The sequence below is a fragment of the Sorangium sp. So ce302 genome, assembly GCF_051530145.1.
In the GTDB taxonomy this organism is placed as follows: domain Bacteria; phylum Myxococcota_A; class Polyangia; order Polyangiales; family Polyangiaceae; genus Sorangium; species Sorangium cellulosum_B.
This window is the reverse complement of record NZ_CP150326.1, coordinates 4,051,344-4,074,303: the sequence shown is the minus strand read 5'-3', so window position 1 is coordinate 4,074,303 and position 22,960 is coordinate 4,051,344. Positions and strand designations below refer to the sequence as shown.

The 22,960-nt window shown below is 71.3% G+C and carries 17 protein-coding genes; 6 read left to right on the top strand and 11 right to left on the bottom strand.

Features of this window, described 5'->3' with window-relative positions; translation table 11 throughout:
* The first annotated feature begins 101 nt into the window (after positions 1-101).
* Complete coding sequence (locus WME73_RS15575; protein WP_437746237.1) at positions 102-743, top strand: RNA polymerase sigma factor; 642 nt, start codon at positions 102-104, stop codon at positions 741-743.
* Entirely contained in the window at positions 736-2,112 is a 1,377-nt protein-coding gene (locus WME73_RS15570; protein ID WP_437916205.1) for a FecR domain-containing protein, read from the top strand. Before WME73_RS15575 ends, WME73_RS15570 begins: the two co-directional genes overlap by 8 nt.
* Positions 2,113-2,278: 166 nt before the next feature.
* Here the strand turns inward: WME73_RS15570 and WME73_RS15565 are convergent, their stop codons facing one another.
* The gene (locus WME73_RS15565) at positions 2,279-5,068 is read right to left on the bottom strand and encodes an RICIN domain-containing protein (protein WP_437916204.1); all 2,790 of its coding nucleotides are present in this window, start codon (positions 5,066-5,068) and stop codon (positions 2,279-2,281) included.
* Between the two features lie 192 nt (positions 5,069-5,260).
* The gene (locus WME73_RS15560) at positions 5,261-5,458 is read right to left on the bottom strand and encodes a hypothetical protein (RefSeq protein WP_437916203.1); all 198 of its coding nucleotides are present in this window, start codon (positions 5,456-5,458) and stop codon (positions 5,261-5,263) included.
* A 597-nt stretch (positions 5,459-6,055) separates the two neighbouring features.
* On the opposite strand from WME73_RS15560, the gene WME73_RS15555 reads away from it, so the two are divergent.
* Entirely contained in the window at positions 6,056-7,099 is a 1,044-nt protein-coding gene (locus tag WME73_RS15555) for an MBL fold metallo-hydrolase (RefSeq protein WP_437916202.1), read from the top strand.
* Between the two features lie 52 nt (positions 7,100-7,151).
* Here the strand turns inward: WME73_RS15555 and WME73_RS15550 are convergent, their stop codons facing one another.
* Positions 7,152-9,050: a hypothetical protein gene (locus tag WME73_RS15550; protein ID WP_437916201.1), complete on the bottom strand. Its 1,899-nt coding sequence runs from the start codon at positions 9,048-9,050 to the stop codon at positions 7,152-7,154.
* Between the two features lie 274 nt (positions 9,051-9,324).
* On the opposite strand from WME73_RS15550, the gene WME73_RS15545 reads away from it, so the two are divergent.
* The gene (locus WME73_RS15545) at positions 9,325-10,452 is read left to right on the top strand and encodes a hypothetical protein (RefSeq protein ID WP_437916200.1); all 1,128 of its coding nucleotides are present in this window, start codon (positions 9,325-9,327) and stop codon (positions 10,450-10,452) included.
* 151 nt (positions 10,453-10,603) lie between these two features.
* Positions 10,604-12,229: a hypothetical protein gene (locus WME73_RS15540; protein ID WP_437916199.1), complete on the top strand. Its 1,626-nt coding sequence runs from the start codon at positions 10,604-10,606 to the stop codon at positions 12,227-12,229.
* Between the two features lie 12 nt (positions 12,230-12,241).
* Here WME73_RS15540 and WME73_RS15535 read toward each other — a convergent pair whose 3' ends face one another.
* The 6 genes from WME73_RS15535 to WME73_RS15510 all read right to left on the bottom strand — a co-directional run bounded on the left by WME73_RS15535 (position 12,242) and on the right by WME73_RS15510 (position 19,722).
* Positions 12,242-12,820: a TlpA family protein disulfide reductase gene (locus WME73_RS15535; protein WP_437916198.1), complete on the bottom strand. Its 579-nt coding sequence runs from the start codon at positions 12,818-12,820 to the stop codon at positions 12,242-12,244.
* Between the two features lie 3 nt (positions 12,821-12,823).
* A complete protein-coding gene (locus WME73_RS15530) occupies positions 12,824-15,958 on the bottom strand; it encodes an efflux RND transporter permease subunit (RefSeq protein ID WP_437916197.1) in 3,135 nt (1,044 codons plus the stop codon).
* 10 nt (positions 15,959-15,968) lie between these two features.
* A complete protein-coding gene (locus tag WME73_RS15525) occupies positions 15,969-17,333 on the bottom strand; it encodes an efflux RND transporter periplasmic adaptor subunit (protein WP_437916196.1) in 1,365 nt (454 codons plus the stop codon).
* A 1-nt stretch (position 17,334) separates the two neighbouring features.
* On the bottom strand, positions 17,335-17,664 hold the full coding sequence (locus tag WME73_RS15520; protein ID WP_437916195.1) for a hypothetical protein: 330 nt from the start codon (positions 17,662-17,664) through the stop codon (positions 17,335-17,337).
* A 340-nt stretch (positions 17,665-18,004) separates the two neighbouring features.
* Positions 18,005-18,295: a hypothetical protein gene (locus WME73_RS15515; RefSeq protein WP_437916194.1), complete on the bottom strand. Its 291-nt coding sequence runs from the start codon at positions 18,293-18,295 to the stop codon at positions 18,005-18,007.
* A gap of 311 nt (positions 18,296-18,606) precedes the next feature.
* On the bottom strand, positions 18,607-19,722 hold the full coding sequence (locus WME73_RS15510) for an STAS domain-containing protein (RefSeq protein ID WP_437916193.1): 1,116 nt from the start codon (positions 19,720-19,722) through the stop codon (positions 18,607-18,609).
* Positions 19,723-19,994: 272 nt separating this feature from the next.
* Here WME73_RS15510 and WME73_RS15505 point away from each other — a divergent pair, with 272 nt between their 5' ends.
* Positions 19,995-21,062 carry a serine hydrolase domain-containing protein gene (locus tag WME73_RS15505; RefSeq protein ID WP_437916191.1) on the top strand — a complete coding sequence of 356 codons (1,068 nt, stop codon included), beginning with the start codon at positions 19,995-19,997 and terminating at the stop codon, positions 21,060-21,062.
* On the opposite strand, the gene WME73_RS15500 is transcribed toward WME73_RS15505, so the two are convergent.
* Together WME73_RS15500 and WME73_RS15495 are read right to left on the bottom strand one after the other, a co-directional pair.
* Complete coding sequence (locus WME73_RS15500) at positions 21,046-21,801, bottom strand: LytR/AlgR family response regulator transcription factor (RefSeq protein WP_437746220.1); 756 nt, start codon at positions 21,799-21,801, stop codon at positions 21,046-21,048. The two genes, WME73_RS15505 and WME73_RS15500, sit on opposite strands and share 17 nt — an antisense overlap.
* Positions 21,798-22,832 carry a sensor histidine kinase gene (locus tag WME73_RS15495; RefSeq protein ID WP_437916190.1) on the bottom strand — a complete coding sequence of 345 codons (1,035 nt, stop codon included), beginning with the start codon at positions 22,830-22,832 and terminating at the stop codon, positions 21,798-21,800. The genes WME73_RS15500 and WME73_RS15495 overlap by 4 nt, the downstream gene beginning before the upstream one ends.
* Between the last annotated feature and the right edge of the window lie 128 nt (positions 22,833-22,960).

Genomic DNA, 22,960 nt, shown 5'->3' with positions numbered 1-22,960 from the left:
CCGCGGAGGCCTCCCGGGGAACACTGCTGGGCGTGGTCCAACCCCGCCGGTCGACCGTCCCGCCCTTGACAGCGGTCGCGCCCTTCACGCAAAGGCGAGGCGTGCAGGCGCTACCGCTGACGGCGACCGACGACGAGGCGCTCGCGCGCGCCGCCGCGCAGGGACACCCGGGCGCCGCGCCCATCCTCTGGCAGCGGTTCGCGCCGCTCGTGCGCCGGATCCTGACGCGCACCCTCGGGCCGGGCGACGAGGTCGACGATCATGTGCAGGACACGTTCCTGCGCTTCTTCCGCGTGGCGAAGGACCTCAGGGACCCTTCGCTGCTCTCGAGCTTCATCGTCGGCATCGCGGTGCGCGTGGCGCGCGCCGAGCTGCGGCGCAGGCGCGTGCGGCGCTGGCTCCAGCTGTCGCCCTCGGGCGAGCTCCCGGACATGGGGGGCGCGCAGCAGGATCCGCAGGGGCGCGCGGCGCTCACGCGGCTCTACCGCATCCTCGACCAGGTCGACGACAGGTCCCGGGCGCTCTTCGTGCTGCGGTTCATCGAGGGGCTCGAGCTCACCGAGATCGCCGCCGCGCTCGGCTGCTCCCTGGCCACGACGAAGCGCCACCTCGCGCGCGCGTCCCACCGGATCCTCACCGCCGCGGAGCGCGATCCCGCGCTCTCGGCCTACCTCACCAAGGCCCCGCAGGACCTCGATCGGCCCGGGACCCTCCCCGCCGACGGAGGAGATCGCGATGAATGAAGCGGAGAAGCTGAGCCGGCTCGCGGACCTCGTGCGGAGCGGCGTCCCCGCGGACGTCGACGCGGCGCACGACGCCGCCGAGCGCGCCCGCTTCGTGGAGGCGGTGAGCCGCGGCGCGGGCCGCGCGGGAGCCCTGGGCCGCGTGGGCTCGTGGCTGCGCGCCTCGCCCCTGTGGAGCGCGCTCTCCGGGTGGCCTCGGTGGAGCTTCGCGCTTGCCGGCGCGGCGGCGCTCGCGCTCGCGCTCGTCACGCTCTGGCCGGCGCGGCCGCTCGACTACGCCGTCGAGGGCGCGCCTTCCGCCGCGGGCCGGTACATCGCCGCGACGGCCGGCGGAGAGGCGCGGCTCCGCTTCACGGACGGCACCTCCGTCGCGCTCTCGCCGGGCAGCGCGATGCGCGTGGTCGACGTCGACGCGGCCGGGGCGCGCATGCTGATCGAGGACGGCCGCGCGTCGCTGCGCGTCACGCGGCGGCCGAAGGCGCGCTGGTCCGTCGAGGCGGGGCCGTTCGCGGTGCTGGTCACCGGCACGGCGTTCGACGTGTCCTGGAGCCGCGGCGACGGCACGCTGCGCGTCGATCTGCACGAGGGGAGCGTGACCGTGCGCGGGCCGCTCGCGCCCGACGGGCTGCCGCTCCGCGCCGGGCAGCGGCTCGTGGCGCGGATGCGCGAGGGCGACGTGCAGATCTCGAGCGGCGACGCCGCGAGCGCGGCGGACCCGGCGCCGAAGGCGCTGCCGCCCGCGGGCACGGCGGCGCAGCCCCGGGAGGAGAAGACCATCGGACCTGGCGGCGCTGGGGGCGGCGACGCCGGGGCCGTACGGCCGGAGGGCTCGCGGGCAGAGGGGGCGCCCGCGAGTCCTCCGACGGACGGTGCGGGGCCGGCGGCGCCGGCCGGCGCGGCGGCGGCGGCGCCGAGCTGGGCCCAGCGCGTGGCGGCGGGGGATTTCCGGGCGGTCCTGGCCGAGGCGGAGCAGCGCGGCCTCGGGGGGGTGCTCGAGCGGGGCTCGCTGGACGACCTTGTCGCCCTAGGGGACGCGGCGCGGTACGCGCGGCGCGGCGACGTGGCGCAGCGCGCGCTCTCGGCGACGCGCAAGCGGTTCCCGGGGACGAGCCAGGGCAAGGCGGCGGCCTTCCTGCTCGGCCGCCTGATCCACGACGGCGGCTCGCCCGAGGCGGCCGTCGCCTGGTACGACACGTACCTCGCCGAGTCGCCGGGCGGCCCGTTCGCGGCCGAGGCGCTCGGCCGCAAGATGGTGGCGGTCGAGCGCACGGCCGGCCGGGCGGCGGCGCGCCCCATCGCGGAGCTCTACCTGAAGCGCCACCCGCGCGGCGCGCACGAGCCCGTGGCGCGCGATCTCCTCACGCCGTGACGCCCGGCGGGTGACTCACCCGTTCTGGCATCCATCGTTTGATCCGATCGGGAGAACGTTCGGGTGGTGGGGGGGGCTTACCCCACCCTGCCGGAACGATGGATCCGTCAGGACGCCACAAGACGCCAAGATTCGGAGACCAGGAGCGCGCTCTGGCGAGGAGGTGTCAATTCGAGCGGCTCAGCGGGTACTTGTAGAAGTTCTGCGCCCACTCGATGGTCCAGATCGTCGGCTCCACGTACACGTTCTTGTCCGCGCCGAGGATCATGCCCCGCTTCATCTTCGCCATCGCCGTCAGGAAGACCTTGCGATCGTCCTCCATGCGCGGCCGCATCACGGTCGACGGGGGATACAGCTCCTTGACCTGAGCCACCGTCGCCGCGTCGTTGATCCACCCGTCGACCCCGTGCTCGCCCTTCGGGAGGCGCGAGCCGCCGGCGTCCAGCCAGTCGCGCAGATCGTTGTTGCCGCGGTTCATGCCGTCAGCGTGGCAGCCGATGCAGGAGCTGCCGGTGTTCAGGCGGCGATCCTGGGTGGCGAAGCCCAGCGTGCTGTTGATCTGCGCGTCCGAGGCGGTCTTCTGGAGGCGCGGATCGCGCACGATGTTGACGAACGCGTCGACGCGGCGCTGGTTGATGCCGCCCCAGAGGGAGTACCCCTGCAGGCCGTTCGGCAGATCCCAGATCACCTCCTCCGCCGACTGCTGGAGGCCGTCGGTCCCGGTGTAGTAGCGGCAGTTGATGTAGCTGCCGCCCGCGTAGCTCGGCGCCCCGTCGCACCCCGCCGGCTCCGTGCCGTTCGGCTGAGCCAGCGTCGCGATGAAGCTGTAGTTGCTCGCCGAGCCGCCGGCCCCGCTGATGAACTTGGGGATCGGGTGCGCCCAGAAGGGGAACCGGATCTGGCCCGTCTCGTACGCCTGCTCGATGGTGGTCACGCCGTCGAGCTGCCCGGAGAAGACGTCCCACGTCTTCCAGTAGAACCCGCCGCTCTTCGTCCTGGCCCTGTAGTACATGCGGGAATCGACGGTGATGGCCTGCTTCGTGAGCATGTACTCGTACGACTTGATCCCCGCGTCCTTGATGACGCCGAGCTCGGCCTCGAGATCCTGCGCGTACCAGGGGATCGCCATGATGGCGTTGTAGACGTCCGGGCGTGTCAGCGTGTAGACGAGCTGGCTCGCCTCGATGTAATCCGTCTTGAAGCCGTTGACGTTGGGCGGCAGCACCTGGCTGTCCGTGGCGCCCTCCACGTTGCCGGCGAGGACGCGCCCCCAGACGAGCCTGGCGAAGCTCGGATCCACCTGGACCGTCGAGGTGTATCTGTACCGCTCTCTGAACGTGACGTCGGAGCCGACGGGCTCACCCAGGTAGTTGACCGAGGTCCTCCCGAAGAAGACGTCGTCGTCCGATCCGCCGAAGTGGAGCTTCGTGACCCCCTTGTTGTAGCCCCAGTAGTTGCGGGTATCGAAGCGGTAGACCATGCCCTTGCCGTTGATGTCCACCGGGTTGACGATCGTGGGGGCCCAGCGCGCGGTCGAGTTCAGGGCCTTCGACAGCCCCACGCGGGCCACGTTGAGCTCCTCTGCGCTGACGCCCGCGTTGTGGAGCTCGTGCAGCGAGGCGTACTTGATGAACTCCGCGTCCGCCGCGGCGACGGTGGCCTTGTCCGTCGCGATCCACGCCTTGACCTGGTCCTCGGTGACCTTCTCGCCGGCCGCGACGGGGCGCGGGGTGGCCGGCAGGGTCGGCGCGACGGCGTTCGCCCACGCCGTGACGGCGTTGAGCATCTGCGTGTTCGCGTCTCTGCAGCTCGTTCCGAAGCAGTTGTGCCGGTCGATGCCCATCCGGACCACGAGCTTGGAGTCCGCCGGCTTCTTGAAGTTGACGCGCGTGAGCGCGTACTCGTGGGCCAGCGCCGGATCGACGTCGGAGTGCATGGGCGCCTGGGCCTTGCCCGTCGAGCTGTGGCAGCCAGAGCAGTTGGCGGTCAAGAGCGGGTAGACCGTCGTCTTGAAGGCCTCCAGCGACGCGGCCATGTTGAAGTTCATCTCCTTCGGAAGGCAGACGGCCTCGACGTTCTTGCCGCCCTTCCCGTCCGGGATCTGGCTGTAGCCGAGCGTGCAGCCCGACGCCGGGTTGACCCCCGTATCCGCGTCGCCGCCGCCCGAGCCGCCCGCACCGCCGGAGCCGCCCGCACCGCCCGAACCACCGACGCCGGTGCTCGCGCTGCTGGAGCTGGTCGCGCTGCTGGAGCTGGTCGAGCTGCTGGAGCTGGTCGAGCCGCCAGCGCCACCAGCGCCGCCGGACCCGCCCGAACCACCGACGCCGGTGCTCGCGCTGCTGGAGCTGCTTGAGCTGCTGCTCGCGCTGCTTGAGCTGCTGCTCGCGCTGCTTGAGCTGCCCCCCACGACCTTGAACGTGAACTTCTGGTTGTCGCCGTTCGCCCAGCTGTACTGCTGGAGGCCGGCGCCATCTGCGGTCGACCGCCCGATGACGTCGAGCGCCTTGTTGCTGTTTCTGGCCATGATCCGCTGGGCGTTGTTGCCGACGTCCACGAACGAAAATTGCTGGCTCGTGGCGTTGCCGCAGCTGGATTGGACGACGGTGGCACCGTTCGCCGTCGATCCACCGTTGATCCCGAGGCAGAGGCCGCTGTTCACGTTCCGCAGCCGGAAGTATCCACTCCCCGCGGACTCCGCCCGGAACTGCTGTCGCGTGGAGCCGTTGCACGTGGCGATCTGCGCAGCCGCCGAGCTCGCCGTGCTGCCCCCGCGTATCTCGACGCACTTGTTGCTCTGCACGCCGACGAGCGTGTAGGCCGCGTTCGGGTCGATCGTGAGGCTCTCCTCGAGCGCGTCGCCTTGCTCGCTGCCGGTGTCGTCCAGACCAGCGATGCATGAGACGGCGAGAAGGCTCGTCGCGGAGGCAAGCAAGGCGCTCCTTGATGCGAATCTCATGTTGTTCTCCTCTGTCAAGTAAGAAGTACGGTCTATCTACAGCTCGACGCTGCCCTTGCGCTGGTCAGGGGCTCTCGACACGCAATGCGCGATGGAGGCTCCGGAGGGACGGCCGCGGTGGTCATCGGTCATCGCCCCCCCAGGGGATCTCGTTCACGAGGTGCGGAGCTGGAGGACTCGTTCGACAGGCGGTCAGGCACCGCTAAGAGGATTACTCTTGTCTCGTATCGTGTTGCGAGTCAAGCCAATCATGCGTCCCGCCACGTCATTTGCACGTTCGTTTGCCTGATCGTTCACATGGTCATTCACGTGAGCGTTCACATGTTCGAACACAGGATCGTTCGCGCGATCGTTGATAAATCCGCGCAAAAAACGCACGAATTTGCGCATCTCCGCGCCGGTCTCCCGTCGTCGATCCTCTTCACTTTGCCGCGCACCTGTCCATCTTGTTCAGTTTGTCGGCATTTATGAACGACTATTTACGAAGCCACGACCACGACAGTTGATGGCCAATGACCTGTGCCGCAATGTCCCACATTGACCGAGACATTTGGCTTCTCTCGCCCTCTTCGCCCGTGCCACTGAACGGGTCGAGTCTCGCCTGAACGAGAGTTGCCGCGGCACCCCTGGATCATCGGATGACCAGGGATTCGCCGTGCGTTGATTCCTGCACAAATCCAGGCAGGTCGCTCCCCCGAGGCGGTACCCGGCGGGGCACGGGGCGGATCGCCAACGGGCCAGGGCAAGGAGAAAGGGTCAGGCGATGGTCAACATTGACAAGTTGAGAACAATTTGTCAAGTTCAGGCCTTGACGGTCTGCGCGCCGATCACAAAGCTCGTCCGGTGCGTGAGCGAGCCACCCTGGCCGAGCGCGCGCTCCACCCGGAGGAGCCCACGCCTCCTCCGGCGACCAGGCCGCGGAATGGTCGCCTTCAAGGTCGTGTTCTGTCTCGCCAGGCACCGCGCCTGGCAGGAGGTCGTCCCCTCATGAACGATTCACGGCGTCGCAAAGGGCTGCGGCTCGAGCGGGCGCGCGCTTCAGCCCAGTTCAAGGACGGCAAGTTCGAGAACCCGTCGGGCGCCGGCCCCACCATGACCAAGGGCTCGACGCTGCCCGTGCTCGGCGAGTTCTTCTTCCGCCGCGGCCAGCGGGAGCCGCCCGCGCCGCTGCCCGTCGTGCGGCCCCACGAGACCTGGACCCGGCAGAGCGACACCGGACTGCGGGTCACCTGGCTCGGCCACAGCACCGTCCTCCTCGAGCTCGATGGCCGCCGGATCCTCACCGATCCGGTGTTCGGCGAGCGCGCCTCGCCGGTCTCCTTTGCCGGCCCGCTGCGCTTCCATCCGGTCCCGGCCGCGCTCGACGAGCTGCCGCCGCTCGACGCGGTCCTGCTCTCCCACGACCACTTCGATCACCTCTGCGCGCCGACGATCGAGGCGCTGGCCCGCACGCGCGTCCCCATCGTCACGCCCCTCGGCGTGGGCGCGCTCCTCGAGGCGCTCGGCGTCGACCCGGCCCGGATCACCGAGCTCGACTGGCACGAGCGCGCGGAGATCGGCGGCGTCCGCTTCACCGCGACGCCCTCTCAGCACTTCTCGGGCCGCGGGCCGACGAGCCGCAACGCGACCCTCTGGGCTTCATGGGTCATCGAGGCGGAGCGGCGCAAGGTCTTCTTCTCCGGCGACACCGGGCTGTTCCCCGGGTTCGAGGACATCGGCAAGCAACACGGCCCCTTCGACCTGGTGATGCTCGAGGTCGGCGCGTACCACCCTGCGTGGGGGACCATCCACCTCGGCCCCGAGAACGCGCTGACCGCGTTCGAGATGCTCGGCGGCGGCACGCTCTTGCCCGTCCACTGGGGCACCTTCAACCTCGCCCTCCACGACTGGGACGAGCCGGCCGAGACGCTGCTCTCCCTGGCCACCGAGCGCGGCGCGCGCGTCGTGACCCCCGGGATCGGCGCCGCGTTCGAGCCCGAGCGCGTCGGGGCGCCGACCCCGTGGTGGCGGGCGGTCGCGGGCCCGCGGTGACGGACGGCGGCCAGCCCCGTTCCGCCGGAAGGCCGCGCCGCGCCTCGCGCGGTCACGCCGCCCGGGGCCTCGTCTCGGGCGAGAGCGGCGTGAGCTGCTCGACGGTGTAGGCGTATTCGTAGGTCTTGCGGAACTCGCGCCAGCTCCGGAGCTGCGGCATCCACTCGTCGTCCCGCAGCGCGCTGAGCAGGAGCAGGATGCGCGACTCGGAGGACAGCCGTATCACGGCGTCGCGCGTCTCCTGCGTCGCCATGCAGAGCTCGAGATCGGTCGCCGTGCGGATCCCATGCGCCTTCAGCCTCGAAAGGATGCTCGACGGCGCGTTCCGGGCCGGCTCGGCCTCGTCTCGCGCGTGGAGATACAGGATCGCCTGATCCACGAGGTCGACCAGGCGCGGGGCCGGGATGCGCGTGCGCAGGATCAGCTCGATCAGGTTGTGGTGCGCGAGGTTCTCGATGTTCTCGATGCCCTCCTCGAGCAGGCGCGCCTTGTCGTAGAGCGTGATGCCCTCGAGATGGGTCAGCGGGTCGCGGTCCTTCAGGGTCGGGACGAAGAACGTGACCATGCGCGTCTTGAGCAGGTCATGGAGAACGGCGAGCCCGGTGTCCGGGACGATGCCAATGAAGAAGGCGAGCACGAGCAGCTGCCAGGGCGCGTTGTCGATGGGCGCCGCGCCGCCCGACGGCGAGGCGCCCTCGAACGTCTTGCTCATGACCCAGGCCAGGATCGTGGCGATGATGATGCGCACGGAGATGTGGCTGTACGCCTTGGGCCCGAGATCCGCCCGCACGTAGCGGCGGAATACCATGTTGAGCGCGAAGAAATACGTCCCGAGGAACGCGAACGTGAAGGCGGTCCGGTTGGGGATGAACAGGGAGTGAAGCTCGACCGGCTTGTCCCCCAGCGTCTCCGCCACGGACGCCACCGTCGGCAGCGCCGAGATCACCCAGCCGACCGAGAGGAGGAACGTGCTGAGGATGATCGGGACGAAGAACAGCGGACCGCGCCGGGTGTCCAGCGCGTCCTTCATCAGCGGAGAATAGGCCCGCTCCGCCTCGTCGATCGTGCGGAGCGCGGGGTCGAGCCGCAGCACGTCGCGGTGAAACTGCTCCTTCACCACGTTCCGGCGCTGCTCCGCGAACAGAAAGAACAGGAGCGCGGGCAACGTCGCCGCGGCGCCGATGAACAGCGCAAAGAGGAGCAGCAGCGCCATGCTGCGCATCGATAACGTGAAGATCTCGTGAAGGCGCGTCTCGGCCTGCAAGAGGACCGTGGCGGCGGGGATGCCGAACCCCACCAGGCACACCGCCAGCATGCCGATCGCGCGCCAGAACTGGTCGCGCAGCATCAACGCGGTGCTGCGATGGCGATGCCGGGCCCAGCGCTCCAGCGACGGGAACACGGTGAACGCGATCATCCCGACGCCGACCGTGCCGAAGGCCAGGCGGGCCCAGCCGTCCAGCGTGACCATGAACAGCGACGTGAGCCCCCCGAGGACCAGCACCCCCGCGATGGCGGCGGCGTCGAGGCTCGGCTCCTCGGCGTGGACCGGGGCGCGCTTCTCCACATAACCACGCTCGAGCCAGACGCTCAGATCCAGCCCCTGCGCCGCCGTCTCCGTCGTGCGCACCACGTCGAAAGGCGCCACGACGAGATCGCTGCCATCGCGCCGGATGCAGATCCGGCGAGCCGTCTTGTTGACGAGCTCGATCTCCTCGGCGGGCGGCGCCTGCCGTGCGTCCCCTCGCCCGCAGGGCGGCCGCCGCGCCCGCTCTGGCCTGGAAGGAGCCTGCCCTGCCTCCGGCGAGGCCTCCTGATGGCCTGACTGCCCCTGCCGCCCCCCGGTCGTCGGGCTCACGAGCACCAGCGGACCGCCGTCGCGCTTCGAATCCGAGCCGCTGTGCTGGCGCGACGGCAGCTGCTGCAGATCCTCGAGCTCCCCATCTGCCATGGCGTTTCCCCTCGATCGGCGCGGTCGCCCCTGATCCCTGCGGCGGCGACTCGACGACAGGTTGGGGCCCAGTCGAGCTTATGCCCATCGACGCTCCTCCGCGAGAGCGCGCCGCATCGTGGAGGTCTTCCCGGTCGTGGCCCGTCCGGACGGACGCTGCGGGATCCCGTGGCTCGGCTCCTCGGGTACGTCACGGGGCCCCATGCCCCCTGCCCCTCCCCGTTCGCTGCGATGCGCCTCCACCCCCGGCTGCGATCTGATAGAGCCCTGGCGCGTGCGCTCCCTCACTCTCCTGCTCTGGCTCCTCCTCGCGTCGGCGCCCGCCGCGGCGCGGGCCGACGCGGCGCCGCCCGGCGCGCCCTCACGGAAGGCCGAGGCGGCCGCGTCACGGGTGGTGATCGTCGAGGCCGGCGTGGACGACCCGCTCGTGCTCGAGGCGGCGACGCGGCTGCGGGCCGAGCTCGGCGCGGCGGGGTTCGACGTGGTGCGCGTCATGCGAGCGCCCGAGGGCGATCTGCGCGCAGGGCTGGAGCGCGCCGCGAAGGAGGCAGACGCGTTCGCGGCCGCGACGATCGTCCGCTCGCGGACGGGCGCGACCGCCGACCTCTGGATCGTCGATCGGGTGACGCAGAAGACGGTGGTGCGCGCCGTGGAGGCGGCCGGCGCGGCGGCGCCGTCGGTGATGGCCGTGCGCGCGGTCGAGCTCCTGCAGGCGAGCCTGCTGGAGGCGAGCCTGCAGGAGCCGCACGGGCGCGCCGCGGAGGACGGCGGCGCCGCCGTTCCCGACGACGTGCGGCGGTGGATGGCGCCGGTCCGGCAGCGGGCCGGGATGCCCCCTGCGCCGGAGCGGGCCGGGATGCTCGCGGGCGTGGGCGTGGAGGCCGGCTTCGTGGCGCTCCTGAGCACAGACGGCGTCGGGCCGGCGCTGGGGCCCGCGCTGCGGCTGTCGTACGGGGTCGGCGCGGACGGCCGCGGCGGCGCGCTGCCCGCGGGGCTCGCGGCGCGGCTGACGTTCGCCGGGCCGACGCTGGGGCCTACGCTCGAGGGCGAGTTCGGCGCGGTGTCCGTCCGTCAGGAGATGGCCTTTCTGGAGGCGGTATGGGCGCTGGACACGGGCGGCGCGATCTCGCCTGTGCTCTCGGCCGGCGTGGGCGGAATTCACCTGTTCGTCAGCGGTGATCCCCTGCCGCCGCTGCGGAGCGCGACGGGCGATGTCTGGTCGGTCGCCGCGGCCCTGGGCGGGGGCGCCGGGCTGCGCCTGACCGACCGCGCAACCCTCCTGGTGGATGCACACGCGATCTTCGCCGAGCCCCGCGCCGTCGTGACGCTCGGCGGCGAGCGGCTCGGCACCGCGGGGAGACCGACGTTCGCCGGGTTTCTGGGGCTGCTCGTGCGGCTCTGAGCGGGCCGCGCCCGGGTGGGCCGGCGGGGGGCAGCGAACGCCGGCACAAGGCGGTTTGCCGATGTTGGAGAGGCGCCGATTCCGGTACCGTCTGTGAATCAGTCGATGGCGCGCCCGATGGGGGCACGGCCTCCTGGTTCGGGTGACAGCGATGAGAGTGCGAAGAATTGCGGCGGCTTTGCTCACCACGGTCGCCTTTTCGACGGGATTTCTCGGCTGCTCTGACGATTCCGACGACGGCGCGGGAGGCACATCGACGAGCGACGGCGCGGGCGCCGGCAGCAACGGCGCGGGCGCGGCGGGCCATGGCGGCTCCGGCGACGGCGGCTCCGGCGACGGTGGCTCCGGCGACGGCGGCTCCGACGGCAACGACGGCGGCTCCAGCGCCCAGAGCGGCGCCGGGGGCGGCGACGGCGGCTCCGGCGACGGCGGCTCCGGTGACGGAGGCTCCGGCGAAGGGCGGGGGCTCGGCGCCCGGTGCGAGAAGGACACGGACTGCGGCCGGCGTGGCCTCTGCTTCACGGAGTCGGGCGACGAGTTCCTCGGCGGAGGCCCGGCGGGCGGGTACTGCACGACCACGTGCACCGGAGACAGCGATTGTGAGGGCGAAGGCAGCGCGTGCTTCGACGGCCTCTGTCTTCTCGGCTGCACCTCGGGCGAGCCCCCGCTCGAGACCATCGTCGACGAGCTCGATCCGGCGAAGTGCCGCGGCCGCGAGGAGCTGCGCTGCGAGGACATCGAGGATGTGTCCGTGTGCATGCCGAACTGCGGATCGGACAGCCAGTGCGGCGGCCGGGTGTGCGATCCCCGCATGAACTTTTGCGTCGACGAGCCTACGCAAGGGCTGCCGGCAGGCGCCGCGTGCGCGCTCGAAGCCGACGGCACGGATCCCTGCGCGGCGTGGTGCATCGACATCGGCGCCGACGTCGGCGTGTGCGCCGAGCTGTGCGGGATCGGCGGGGACGTCGCCAACGAGGACTGCGGAGGGCTGGAGAACGGCCTCTGCGTGTATCCTCTGGCGGAAGATCCCGGGGTTGGTGACCTCGGTCTGTGCGCGCCCGCGTGCAACAGCCACAGCGACTGCCTGCTGCCGCACGCCTCGTGTGTGTTCCTCGGAGAGGAGACCAACGGATTCTGCCTCTTCGGAGTGACGAAGTGCCCGAAGGGCCAGAGGGCCTGCGCGAACGGCGAGGTCTGCACCTTGACGCCTGAAGGCCGTTTGTGCCTCGACGAGAATTTCCCCCTGGAGGACCCAGGGACAGGTGGTGCGGGTGGTGGTGGCGGCGCCGGTGGAACGGGCGGCGCGGATGGCACCGGTGGCGCCGATGCAACGGGCGGCGCCGATGCCGCGGGCGGCGCAGGCGGCACGAACGGCGCAGGCGGCACGGATGCCTCGGGTGGCGCAGGCAGCACGAGTGGCGCGGGCGGCGCAGGCGGCACGAATGGCACGGGCGGCACGGATGGCGCGGGCGGCGCAGGCGGCACGAATGGCACGGGCGGCACGGATGCCTCGGGTGGCGCAGGCGGCACCAGTGGCGCGGGCGGCACCAATGGCGCGGGCGGCTCCAATGGCGCAGGCGGCACGGATGCCTCGGGTGGCGCAGGCGGCTCCAATGGCGCAGGCGGCTCCAATGGCGCAGGCGGCACCAATGGCGCGGGCGGCACCAATGGCGCAGGCGGCACCAATGGCGCAGGCGGCTCCAATGGCGCAGGCGGCTCCAATGGCGCAGGCGGCTCCCTCGATGGCTCGTCGGTGTCTGCCGGGGGCGCCGAGTAGCGGGAAGCGCGATCAGGGCGCTGGCCGCTCCTGTCCAAGCAGCAGCGTTGTCGCTTCGGGCGCTCGCCAGTCCCTCGCGCCCGTGAAGCGGAGGGACATCCTGCCGTCCGCCTCCACCAGGAAGGTGTCGGGCAACGTCGAGACCCCGAACCGCTGCTGCACCGCAGGGGATCCGGCCCGCACGACGCCGGGAGGGACCTCGCCGCCGAAGAAGGCGCGCACGACTTCCCAGTTCTCGTCGACGCTCACGGCCACGACCTGGAGCCTCCCGGCCTTCTCCAGCTGCTGGCCGAGCTCCAGCAAGCGCGGGAGCTCGGCGCGGCAGGGGCCGCACCAGGTGGCCCAGAAGTGGAGCAGCACAGGCCGGCCGCGCAAGGCGGCGGCGCGAAGCGAGGTCCCGTCCGGTTGCTCGAAAGCAGCGTCGGGCACGCGCTGGCCGTCGTGGAGCCGCTCGACCGCGAAAGGGCGACCTGGCCGCTCGGCGCCGCGGCGGCGCTCCACGGCCCAGTAGAGCCCCACCGCGAGCGCCTGGACGAGGATCAGGACGCCCGCGGTGACGGCGATCGTGCGGAGGCGGGAGCGCGCGCGCACCGGCTACTCCGCCGCAGGCGACAGGGCCGGGCCGGCGCGCCGCGGAGGCTCGGAGGCGCCCGCCTCGCCGGCGGCGTCCGCGCGGAGCCTCCCGCCGACCACGCTGTAGAGCGCCGGCAGGACGAGCAGCGTGAGCAGCGTGGACGAGATCACGCCGCCGATCACGACGGTCGCGAGCGGGCGCTGGACCTCGGCGCCGACGCCCGTGTTCAGCGCCATCGGCACGAAGCCCAGGGAGGCGACAAGCGCCGTCATGAGGACCGGGCGGAGGCGCCGCTCGGCCGCGAGCTCGATGGCGTCCCGCACGGGCATCCCGGCCGCGGTGAGCTGCCGGATGGTCGAGACGAGCACCATGTCCCCGAGCACCGCGACGCCCGACAGCGCCACGAACCCGACGCCCGCGGAGATGCTGAAGGGCAGATCGCGAAGCCAGAGCGCGACGACGCCGCCGATCGCGGCGAACGGGACGCCCGTGAAGACGCGGACCGCATCCAGGAGCCGCCCGTACGTGAAGTAGAGCAGCAGCAGGATCAGCCCGAGCGCGATGGGCACGACGACGAGCAGGCGCGCCTGCGCCCGCTCGAGGTGCTCGAACTGCCCGCCGAAGCGGACGTAATAGCCGGGCGGGAGCTCGACCTCCCGATCGAGCCCCGCCCTCGCCTCCTCGACGAAGGTGCCCACGTCGCGGCCCCGGACGTTCGCCTGCACGACGATCCGGCGCTTGGCCCACTCGCGGTTGATCGCGGCCGGCCCCTCGGTCGCGCGGATCTTCGCGAGCCGCGCGAGCGGGATGCGCTCCCCGCCGGCCGCGGTGACCAGGATGCGGCCGATGGAGGCAGGGTCCTCCCGGTAGCGATCGTCGATGCGCAGCACCACGGGGAAGCGGCGCTCGCCCTCCTGGAGCTGCCCCACTTCCCGCGCGCCGAGGGCCTCGACGACATCCAGGACGTCGGCGGCCGCGATGCCGTGGCGGGCGATGGCGGCGCGGTCGACCTCGATCTCGAGCACGGGCTGACCCGTCACCTGCTCGGTCACGACGTCCGCGGCGCCGGGGATCTTCTTGAGGGCGGCCTCGATCTCGCGCGCCTTCTGCTTGAGCGTGTCGAAGTCGTCGCCGAACAGCTTCACCCCGAGATCGGCCCGGATCCCCGCGACCATCTCGTTGACCCGCATCTCGATCGGCTGCGTGTAGATGACGCGCATGCCCGGCATCCCCGCGAGCTCGGACTCCATCGCCTGGACGAGCTCGTCCTGCGTGGCGGCGCGCTTCCACGCCTCCCGCGGCTTGAGCGTGATGAACATGTCGGACAGCTCGAGCCCCATCGGGTCCGTCGCCACCTCCGCGGTGCCCGTGCGCGTCCAGACGCGCTCGATCTCGTCCGGGAACCTCTCCAGCAGGACCCGCTCGAGCCGGGTGCCGTAGCGGATCGACTCGCCCGCCGAGACCCCCGAGAGCCGCACGGTGTTGGCGACGAGGGTGCCCTCACGGAGCCGCGGCACGAACTCGGCGCCGAGCCGCGTCGCGAGGAAGGCCGCGTTGCCGAGGAGCAGCGCGGCCCCGGCGAGCACCGCCCAGCGCCACCGCAGCGCGAGCTGCAGCGCGGGCCGGTAGGCCCGCTTGAGGAGGCGCACGAGCACGTTCTCGCGCTCCTTCATGCGGCGCGGCAGGAGCAGGCTCGCGAGCGCCGGCATGAGCGTGAGCGACAGGATCATCGAGCCGATGAGCGCGAAGATCACGGTGAGCGCCATCGGCCGGAACAGCTTCCCCTCCGCCCCCTCGAGGGCGAGGATCGGCAGGTAGACGATCATGATGATGAGCTCGCCGAACATCGTCGGCTTGCGGACCTCGATCGAGGCGTCGCGCACGACCTCTGTCGTGCTCCGGTCGCTCGTGTCCTCCGAGAGCCGCCGGACCGAGTTCTCGACCATGATCACCGAGCTGTCGACGACGAGGCCGAAGTCGATCGCGCCGAGGCTCATCAGGCTCCCGGCGACGCCGGCGCGCAGCATGAGGTCGAACGCGAAGAGCATCGACAGGGGGATGGCCGAGGCCACGATGAGCCCGGCGCGGAGGTTGCCGAGGAAGACGAAGAGCACCGCCACGACCAGGAGCGCGCCCTCGAGCAGGTTCTTCCTTACGGTGCCGAGCACCTTGTCGATGAGCTCGGTGCGGTCGTACACGACGGCGACGTCGACCCCTGGCGGCAGGCTCTTCTCGACCTCCGAAAGGCGCGCCTTGAGCCGCGTCGTGACGTCGTGGCTGTTCTCGCCCATCAGCATGAAGCCGAGGCCGAGCACGACCTCCCCCTTGCCGTCGGCGGTGACCGCGCCCCGCCGGATCTCGCGCCCCTCGACCACCCGGGCGACGTCGCGCACCCGGATGGGCGCCCCGCCCTTGGCGGCGACCACGATGTCCTCGATGTCGCTCACGCGCGTGGCGATGCCGATGCCCTGGATCAGGCTGGATTCGCCGGCCTGGTCCAGGTTGCCCCCGCCCACGTTGGCGTTGTTGCGCTCCAGGGCGTCGGAGAGGTCGTGGAGCGAGAGCCCGCGCGCGGTGAGCTCCGCCGGGTCGACGAGCACCTGGATCTGCCGCTCATCGCCGCCCCACGCGTTCACCTCGGCCACGCCGCGCACCGAGCGGAGCTGCGGCGCGATGACCCAGTCGTGGACCGTCCGCAGCTCGCTCAGCGACTTGCCCTTGCCCGTGACCACGTAGTGGAACACCTCGCCGAGCCCGGTGGCGACCGGGCCGAGCTCCGGGCGATGGATCCCCGGCGGCAGCGTCACGGTCTGGAGCCGCTCCATGACGACCTGGCGGGCCAGGTAGATGTCCGTGTCGTCCTCGAAGCGGGCGGTGACCTGAGAGAGGCCGAAGCGGGAGAGCGAGCGGACCTCCTCGAGCCTGGGCAGGCCCGAGATGGCCTGCTCGACGGGGGCCGTGATCTGGCGCTCGATCTCGACGGGGGAGAGGGCCGGGGCGACGGTGTTGATCTGCACCTGCACCGGCGTCGTGTCCGGGAAGGCGTCGATCGGCAGCTGACGGAACGCCAGGACGCCCGCAAGGGAGAGGCCGATCGAGGCCAGGATCACGAGGAAACGGTGGCGGAGCGACCAGGTGATGACGGCGTTCAGCATCGCGCGCGCCTCAGTCCTCGCCGCAGCAGCCGGCGCCGATGCTCTCCTTGAGGGTCTCGGTCTTGAGCAGGAAGCTCCCTTCGGTCGCGACCTCCTCGCCCGGGCGCACGCCCCTGGTCACCTCGACGACATCGCCCTCGGTCGCCCCGATCTCGACCCGCCGCGCCTCGAACTGGTCGTCCGCGAGCCGCACGAACACGAGCTTCACCGTCCTCGCGCGCTGCACGGCCGCGCGGGGCACCACGACCGCCGCGCGGGATGGGGCGAGGATGCGCGCCCTGCCGAACATGTTGGCCCGCAGCGCGCCGCCCGGGTTCGCGAGCGGCACGCGCGCCTTGGCAGTGCGCGTGGCCGGGTCGATGGCCGGCGCCACATAGGTGATCTCCCCCTTGAGCTCGCGCCCCGCGATCCCGTCGACCTCGATGACCACGGGCTGCTTCAGCGAGACGGCCGGGAGGTCGGTCTCGGGGACGTCGAGCTCGGCCCACATGCTCGAGACGTCGACCACCTCGAACAGGGTCTCCTCGACGCCGACGAGCCTGCCCACGGTCGCCTTGCGCTGGGTCACGATGCCGGCGAGCGGCGTGGTGAGCGTGTAGCCCCCGCTGCCGCCCGCGCTCGCGCCCACGACGGCCAGGGAGGCCGCGAACGAGGAGCGCTCGGCGCGGGCGGCGTCGAGCTCCTGCTGCGCGGCGAGGACGCTCCGGCGCGACGAGATCCCCTCCTTTTCGAGCTGCTCCTCTCGCTTCAGGTTCTCCTCGGCGATCGTGAGGCGCGACTGCGCGCCGGCCAGCCGCGAGCGATCTGCCCCGACCTCGGCGCTGTCGATGACCGCGAGCGGCGCGCCCTTCTTGACCTCCGCGCCGACGTCCACGTGGAGCTGCCGGACGACCCCCGCGGCGCGGGCGTTGATCTCCGCGACCTTGAGCGCGTCGTAGGCGATCCTCGCGGTCACGGGGATGCCGCCGCCGCCCTGACGCTCGACCGCCTTCGCGGTGAGGATCCCGGCGAGCCGGGCCGTGTCCTCGGTCTTGAGCTTGACCTTCGTCCCGTCGGCAGGCGCGCCGTCGCTCGCCACGTCGGCCGCCGGCTTGCCTCCGCGCTCGGGGTGGCAGATGGGGCAGATGGACTCCGGGAGCTCGTGCTCCTTGCACCAGTCTCCCTTGGCCTGGAAGATCGGGACGAGCTTCGGGTTGCATTTCGTGCAGAGCGCCTGCAGCACGCCGTGCTCCTTGCACATGGCGCCCTCGACGGGCGCCACGGCCTTGGGCTTGGCCTCCGCCTTCTCCTGAGCGGCGCGGTCGGTCCCTTTGGCCCCGCACCCCGACAGAACGGCGAGGAGCATGAGCAACACGATGTGAACGCGGCGGGGCATGTCAGCTCCCCTTCGGCGGCCTGACGATCTTCAGGTCGGGGTTGCACTTGAGGCACTGCGACTCGGGCAGCCCGTGCTCCGCGCACCAGTCGTTCGTGGCCTTGAAGGCCGGGATCAGCTCCGGGTTGCAGCGGGTGCACTGCGACTCGGGCACCTGGTGCTCTCCGCACCAGTCCTCGTGGGAGCCGGGCTTCACGTCGGCCGGCGCGTGCGCCGCCTTCGCCTGCGTCTGCTCGGGCGCCGCCTTGCCGGCGCTCGGCGCCTCCTTCGAGCACGACACGGCACCGAGGGCGACGACGCAGAGCACGAGCGAGATGGAACGAATTTTCATGGGTGTATCCTTCCTTGTTGTTCGCAACGTCACGTGACGGACGAGTCTCGGGCACGCCGTCGCCCTCACGCGCCAGCGCGCCGCCGCTCAGCGCAGTACCGCTATCACCGCCGCCGACTTGCCCGCGAGCGTGATGCGCGAGCTAGGTCGAGCAGCGCTGAACGGACGCGCTGGAGCGGGCGCGCGACGACGCGTCGCGAGCATGCCTTCCGCTCGGACCTGGCAGGGCGCTGAACCACGCCGCGATCGCCTGAGGCCATCGAGGGCTGACGGGGCCCACGTGGAGCTCACAGGAGCGCGATCGACGGCTCGGGCCGCGGAGCGGCCATCAGCGCCGTGCCTAGGCGACGGGCCTTGGGACGTGGAGCACCTCGCGCGCCTCGGGCGACGGGGGCGCGCGCTCGGGCACGAGCAGCAGGAGCTCCACGGAGGAGGGCGCGAGCAAGACAGGAACGATGGGCGAGGGTGGGACCGCCGGGGCTCTCGCCGCGCAGCACCCCGAGGCGCAATCCAGGGGACAAGGGCAGTCCCCCTGGTCGTCATCGTCGGGACACGACTCGCCGCAGTCGTCGACGGCCACGAAGGCGTACGCCACGGTCAGCTGGCTCATGACCAGGGCGAGCACGATCACGGAGAGCAGCCGGACGAGCCGCCGCGTCCATCGGGAACGGGGATGTTGCCTTTGCTGCCGAGTCACGAGCCGACAGAGCCTACCATGTGGACCGAGGGGAGCGAGCACCAACAGCCGCAGGGCCGGCCAGGAGACACCTTCAGCAGCAGCCGTGCTCGCCGCGCCACGTGGCGACGCCCTCCTTGGCGACGAGCGCGGCGATGACCAGGGCAGCGATCGGGTCCGCCCACCACCAGCCGAGCGCCCCGTTGAGCCCGATCCCGGCGAGCGTCGCGAGCGAGAGCCAGGCGCCCCGCCACGGCCAGCCATCGTCACGCGCCTGCAGGCTTGTCCGACAGCGATTGGATGCACATCCGCAGCCCCTCGCGGAGGTTCCGCAGCGTGGTCACGGCGGACAGCTCGAGGCCGAGCGACGTGATCAGCGCGGCCACCGCGGGGCGCACGCCGGTGATGACCCCCTTGGCGCCGAGCAGCTCGACCGCGCGGATGATCCGGATCACGTGATCGGCGGTCTCGCCGTCGATGCTGTCCACGCCGGTCATGTCGAGGATCGCATAGCGGGAGCCTGTCCTGACGATGGCGTCGAGCAGCTCCTCGGTGATCACCCCGGCCCTCACCCCGTCGAGCGTGCCGATCAACGGGAGCGTCAGCACGCCGTCCCACACCTGGATGATCGGGGTGGCGAGCGCGCGGAGCTCGTGCTGCTGCCGCTCGATCAACGACAGCTTGTCGCGGAGCTCCTGCTCGGTCCGCTGGAGCTCCTCGGCGATGCGGGCGCGCTCCTCGACCTCGCGCTTCAGCTTGTGCAGCGCGATGGCCAGATCCGTCTTCGTCGCCCGCTCCTCGTCGAGCAGGTGCTGCAGCCGGTCCTCCAGGCTGGTCGTGGCGGGGCGCACCGTGAACTCGTCGTGGGCGTCGCCCCGGGCGGCGAACGACGTCTGCTCGACGTCGCACTCCTCCCCGAAGAGCCGGGTGCAGTATCCGGCCAGCTTGCCCGCGATCATGCTGCTGCCCCAGCAGACGTCGAGCTCCTTCTGGTAGACCGACTCCCACCCGTTCACCACGCGGAAGCGGGCCTCCTTCCGCTCCCGGTCCAGGGAGAGCACGTGCCACACGCCCCAGCCCGCCGTGGCCGCGCCGACGCCGAGCGCCTTGAAGCCCTCCTCGAACGTCGGATAACCGGAGATGTAGGTCCAGTCGTCGTCGATGCTGAGCCGCCCGCCGCTCTCCACGGCGAGGTTGAAGCGCTCGGTCCCCGCCATCCGCTGGAAGCCGGACATCAGCCCAACCACGCTGCTCGGCAGGAACATCGACACCGAGGGGACGCCGGCCCAGGTGCACTGCCCGTTCTCGATATCCCACTCGATCGCCATCCCCCCGACGACGACGCGGATCTTCTTGTCCAGAAGCTCAGGGCTTGTGCTCATAAATTCTCCGAGTCCACGAGCGCACCCGCCCGCCTGCCGCAGTGTACCGGCTCGACCCGGCGCGCGTCGCCCTCGACGGGCGAGCCACGACTTGGCCTCGATCCGGCCAAGACGGCGCTCTGGGGCTCGGGACGCGCTGCCGCCGCCCCACGCGCTCGTCCCGCAGAACCCCCCGCTCGTGGCCGAGAACCTGGCGCTCGTCGGTTCGTCCCTGATCTTCGCGAGCTCGGCTGGCAGTCTGGCGCGGCATGAAACCAATCTCGCAATGGCTGATGGCAGCCGGCCTGGTCACGCTGGCTGTCCCACAAACCGGGTGCAGCGGGGAGTCGCCCGCACTTCCCGAGCGGGACGAGCTCCGCGAGGAGCTCGAGCGTCGCCTCTCGGACGCGGCCGCGGCCGGGTTCTCCGGGTCGGTGTTGGTCACGGTCGACGGGGCCGAGGTGCTCGCGAGCGGCTACGGCTTGGCGGATCGAGACAACAACATCCCCAACGTCGCCGGCACGGCGTACGACTTCGGCTCCGTGATGAAGGACCTGACCGCGACGGCCATCTTCAAGCTCGAAGGCGACGGCGCGCTCGCGGTCACCGACTCGCTCGCGACCCTCTTCGATGACGTACCGGCCGACAAGGCCGAGATCACGCTCGTTCAGATCCTCCAGCACCGCGCCGGGTTCGACGAGTACCACGACACGGAGGGTGACTTCGAGCCGATGACGCGGCTCGAAGCACGCCAGCGGATCTTCGCGCAGGAGCTGCTGTTCGAGCCGGGAAGCAACGAGGAATACTCCAACTCCGGCTACACGCTGCTCGCCGACGTCGTGGAGACCGTCTCGGGACGAGCGTTCACGGACTACGTGCGTGACGAGCTCTTCGCTCCCGCCCACATGCGACAGAGCGGGTTCTTCGGTGACCCGATCTGGGAGCAGGTCGACACCGCGATCGGATACGACGCCTCGACCTTCGAGGAGAACGACCCCGCCGGATGGCCGTACACCTGGTCGCTCGTCGGCAATGGAGGGCTGGTGACGACCGTCTCCGACCTCGATCGCTGGCTGGTCGCGGTCTGGAAGGGGGAGGTGCTCGGTCCGGCCGCATTCGAGTCGTACGAGACCCATTACCTCTCGGGCGGCGCCCACGACCTGGAGGGCAAGACGGTCTACGCCGCGGCCGGCGCCGGGGACTATGGCCTTGGAGGGGTTGCGGTCGACTGCCCGGCGGCGAACACGCGCGTGATCCTCGGGACGAACACGTACGATGTGTTCGACATCGAGGGATTCGGGATCGAGCTGGCGAAGCTGGTCCTCTCGGCCGACAGAGGCGAGCTCAGTCGGGCAGAGTGATGCCGACGGTGTTCTCCAGGAGCCGCTGCCGGACCTCTCGCGCGCGATCGCGCGAGACGGGCACGCGGAGCCCTGGACCGACCTCGAGGATCAGCTCCCCGTCGAGCCGGCCGAGCCCGTGCACGTGCGCCGGAGCGACGAGCCAGTTGCGGTGCACGCGAAGGACACGGTCGCCCAGCGTGGCCCCGAGCGCGTTGAGCGAGAGGTCCACCGAGAACACGCCGTCGACGTGGTGGAGATAGGTGAGCCGCTCCGCCGCCTGAAACGCCAGCATGCCGTCGAGGTCCAGGAAGACCAGGCGGTCGTCTCTTCGCGCGACCAGGCGCGGGTTTCCTGCGCTCGGGGACGGCGCCCGGCGTCGCTCGAGGAGCCGCGCCACACACGTGGTGACGCGGTCGAGCGTGAACGGCTTGAGGAGATAGTCGACCGCGCCCATCTCGAACCCATCGAGCGCGTGCTGCGCCAGAGCGGTGGCGAGCACCACCGCCGGCGGGCTCGCGCGATCCGAGAGGGAGCGGGCGAAGTCGAGGCCCGACGTGTCTCCAGGGCGATCGACGAGGCGGATATCGACGAAGACGGCGTCGATGCCGACCTCGATGCGATCGAGCGCCTCTCGAGCCGCCTCGACGCTCGTCACCGCGGCGATGGTCCCGAAGCTCCCGGTATCGCGCAGCAGCTCCACGAGGAAGTTGCGCGCCGGCCACTCGTCCTCGACGACGAGAGCAGAGAGCTGTTTCATGCGGTCCTCCTGGGCAGCGTGACCTCCAGGCGCGTCCGGCCGGGCTTCGAGTCGATGCGCAGCGACGCGTCGGCCGATTCCAGGGCGACGCGGCGCCGCACCAGCGCGAGCCCCCGCCCCTCCGGCGGGACAGCGGCCAGGTCGAAGCCGGGGCCCTCGTCCTCGACGGCGCAGCGCAGGTGTCCTGCCTCCCCGGTGATCTGCAGGACGACACGGCCGCGCTCCCGTCGGCGCAGCGCGCCGTGGTGCACCGCGTTCTCCAGCAGGGGCTGAAGCAGCAGCACCGGGAGCACGCAGCCCTCCACCGAGGCGTCGACGTCCCATTCGAACGCGAGCCGCCCGAAGTGCCGAGACTCCAGGATGCGCGCGAAGCCCCGCAGCCAGCTCACCTCCTCGCGGACCGTGTGATGGGATCGGCGCGATCCCTGCATGATGTCCCTCAGCAGGTCGCCGAGCGTCGCGATCAGGGCGCGAGCCTCGGCCGGCTCTTCGGTCACCAGGCCGGCGATCGTGTTGAGCGTGTTCAACACGAAGTGAGGCTCGAGCGCAGCGCGGATGTGCGCGAGCTCGACCTCCTGGCGCAGCGCGCGCCGCTCGTGCTCGAGCCTCCGCTCGACGCCGATCTGTCGAGGCAGCTCGATCAGGAGGGCCCAGAAGCCGAACAAGGCGTCGCCGTCGAAGAAGCCCACGACGGCGGTGGCCACGAGCGGCCGTCGCGGTCCTTCTGGAAACACCTCGGGCAGCGCCGTGGCGACCAGGAAGAAGATGGTGTTGGTGATGGAGCTGGCGATCCCGGCGGTGAACGCGAGCAGGACGAGCTGACGCCAGATCGGCGCGCGCTGCGGTTCGATGCGGCGCGCCACCAGCGTGAGCGCGCCGAGGACCGCCGCGACCCACACCGCGGTGCCCAGCCCGCGCCAGGGCTCGAAGCTTCCATGGTCGATCCAGTCGAGGAGCCAGAGCACGGCCGTGGTGATCACCACGGCCTTGCCGACGTGGGCCTTTCCCTCGCTCGCGGGCTCCTGCGTCACCCGTTCAACGCTAGCAGCGCCGGGCCCCCGGTGTCGGGGAAGCCGCCTCCGTGCGGTCGCGCGCCGCTCGCGCGCGATCTCGCTCCATCGCCGGCCCCCGCGCGGCGACAGATCCCCCGTCTGCCGCG

What these genes read in the sequence shown, in the direction of transcription:
- WME73_RS15570 (WP_437916205.1), top strand. Translation starts at nt 736, where the DNA reads ATGAATGAAGCGGAGAAGCTGAGCCGGCTCGCGGACCTCGTGCGGAGC.
- WME73_RS15565 (WP_437916204.1), bottom strand. Translation starts at nt 5,068, where the DNA reads ATGAGATTCGCATCAAGGAGCGCCTTGCTTGCCTCCGCGACGAGCCTT.
- WME73_RS15560 (WP_437916203.1), bottom strand. Translation starts at nt 5,458, where the DNA reads ATGCGCAAATTCGTGCGTTTTTTGCGCGGATTTATCAACGATCGCGCG.
- WME73_RS15555 (WP_437916202.1), top strand. Translation starts at nt 6,056, where the DNA reads ATGAACGATTCACGGCGTCGCAAAGGGCTGCGGCTCGAGCGGGCGCGC.
- WME73_RS15550 (WP_437916201.1), bottom strand. Translation starts at nt 9,050, where the DNA reads ATGGCAGATGGGGAGCTCGAGGATCTGCAGCAGCTGCCGTCGCGCCAG.
- WME73_RS15540 (WP_437916199.1), top strand. Translation starts at nt 10,604, where the DNA reads ATGAGAGTGCGAAGAATTGCGGCGGCTTTGCTCACCACGGTCGCCTTT.
- WME73_RS15530 (WP_437916197.1), bottom strand. Translation starts at nt 15,958, where the DNA reads ATGCTGAACGCCGTCATCACCTGGTCGCTCCGCCACCGTTTCCTCGTG.
- WME73_RS15525 (WP_437916196.1), bottom strand. Translation starts at nt 17,333, where the DNA reads ATGCCCCGCCGCGTTCACATCGTGTTGCTCATGCTCCTCGCCGTTCTG.
- WME73_RS15520 (WP_437916195.1), bottom strand. Translation starts at nt 17,664, where the DNA reads ATGAAAATTCGTTCCATCTCGCTCGTGCTCTGCGTCGTCGCCCTCGGT.
- WME73_RS15510 (WP_437916193.1), bottom strand. Translation starts at nt 19,722, where the DNA reads ATGAGCACAAGCCCTGAGCTTCTGGACAAGAAGATCCGCGTCGTCGTC.
- WME73_RS15505 (WP_437916191.1), top strand. Translation starts at nt 19,995, where the DNA reads ATGGCAGCCGGCCTGGTCACGCTGGCTGTCCCACAAACCGGGTGCAGC.
- WME73_RS15500 (WP_437746220.1), bottom strand. Translation starts at nt 21,801, where the DNA reads ATGAAACAGCTCTCTGCTCTCGTCGTCGAGGACGAGTGGCCGGCGCGC.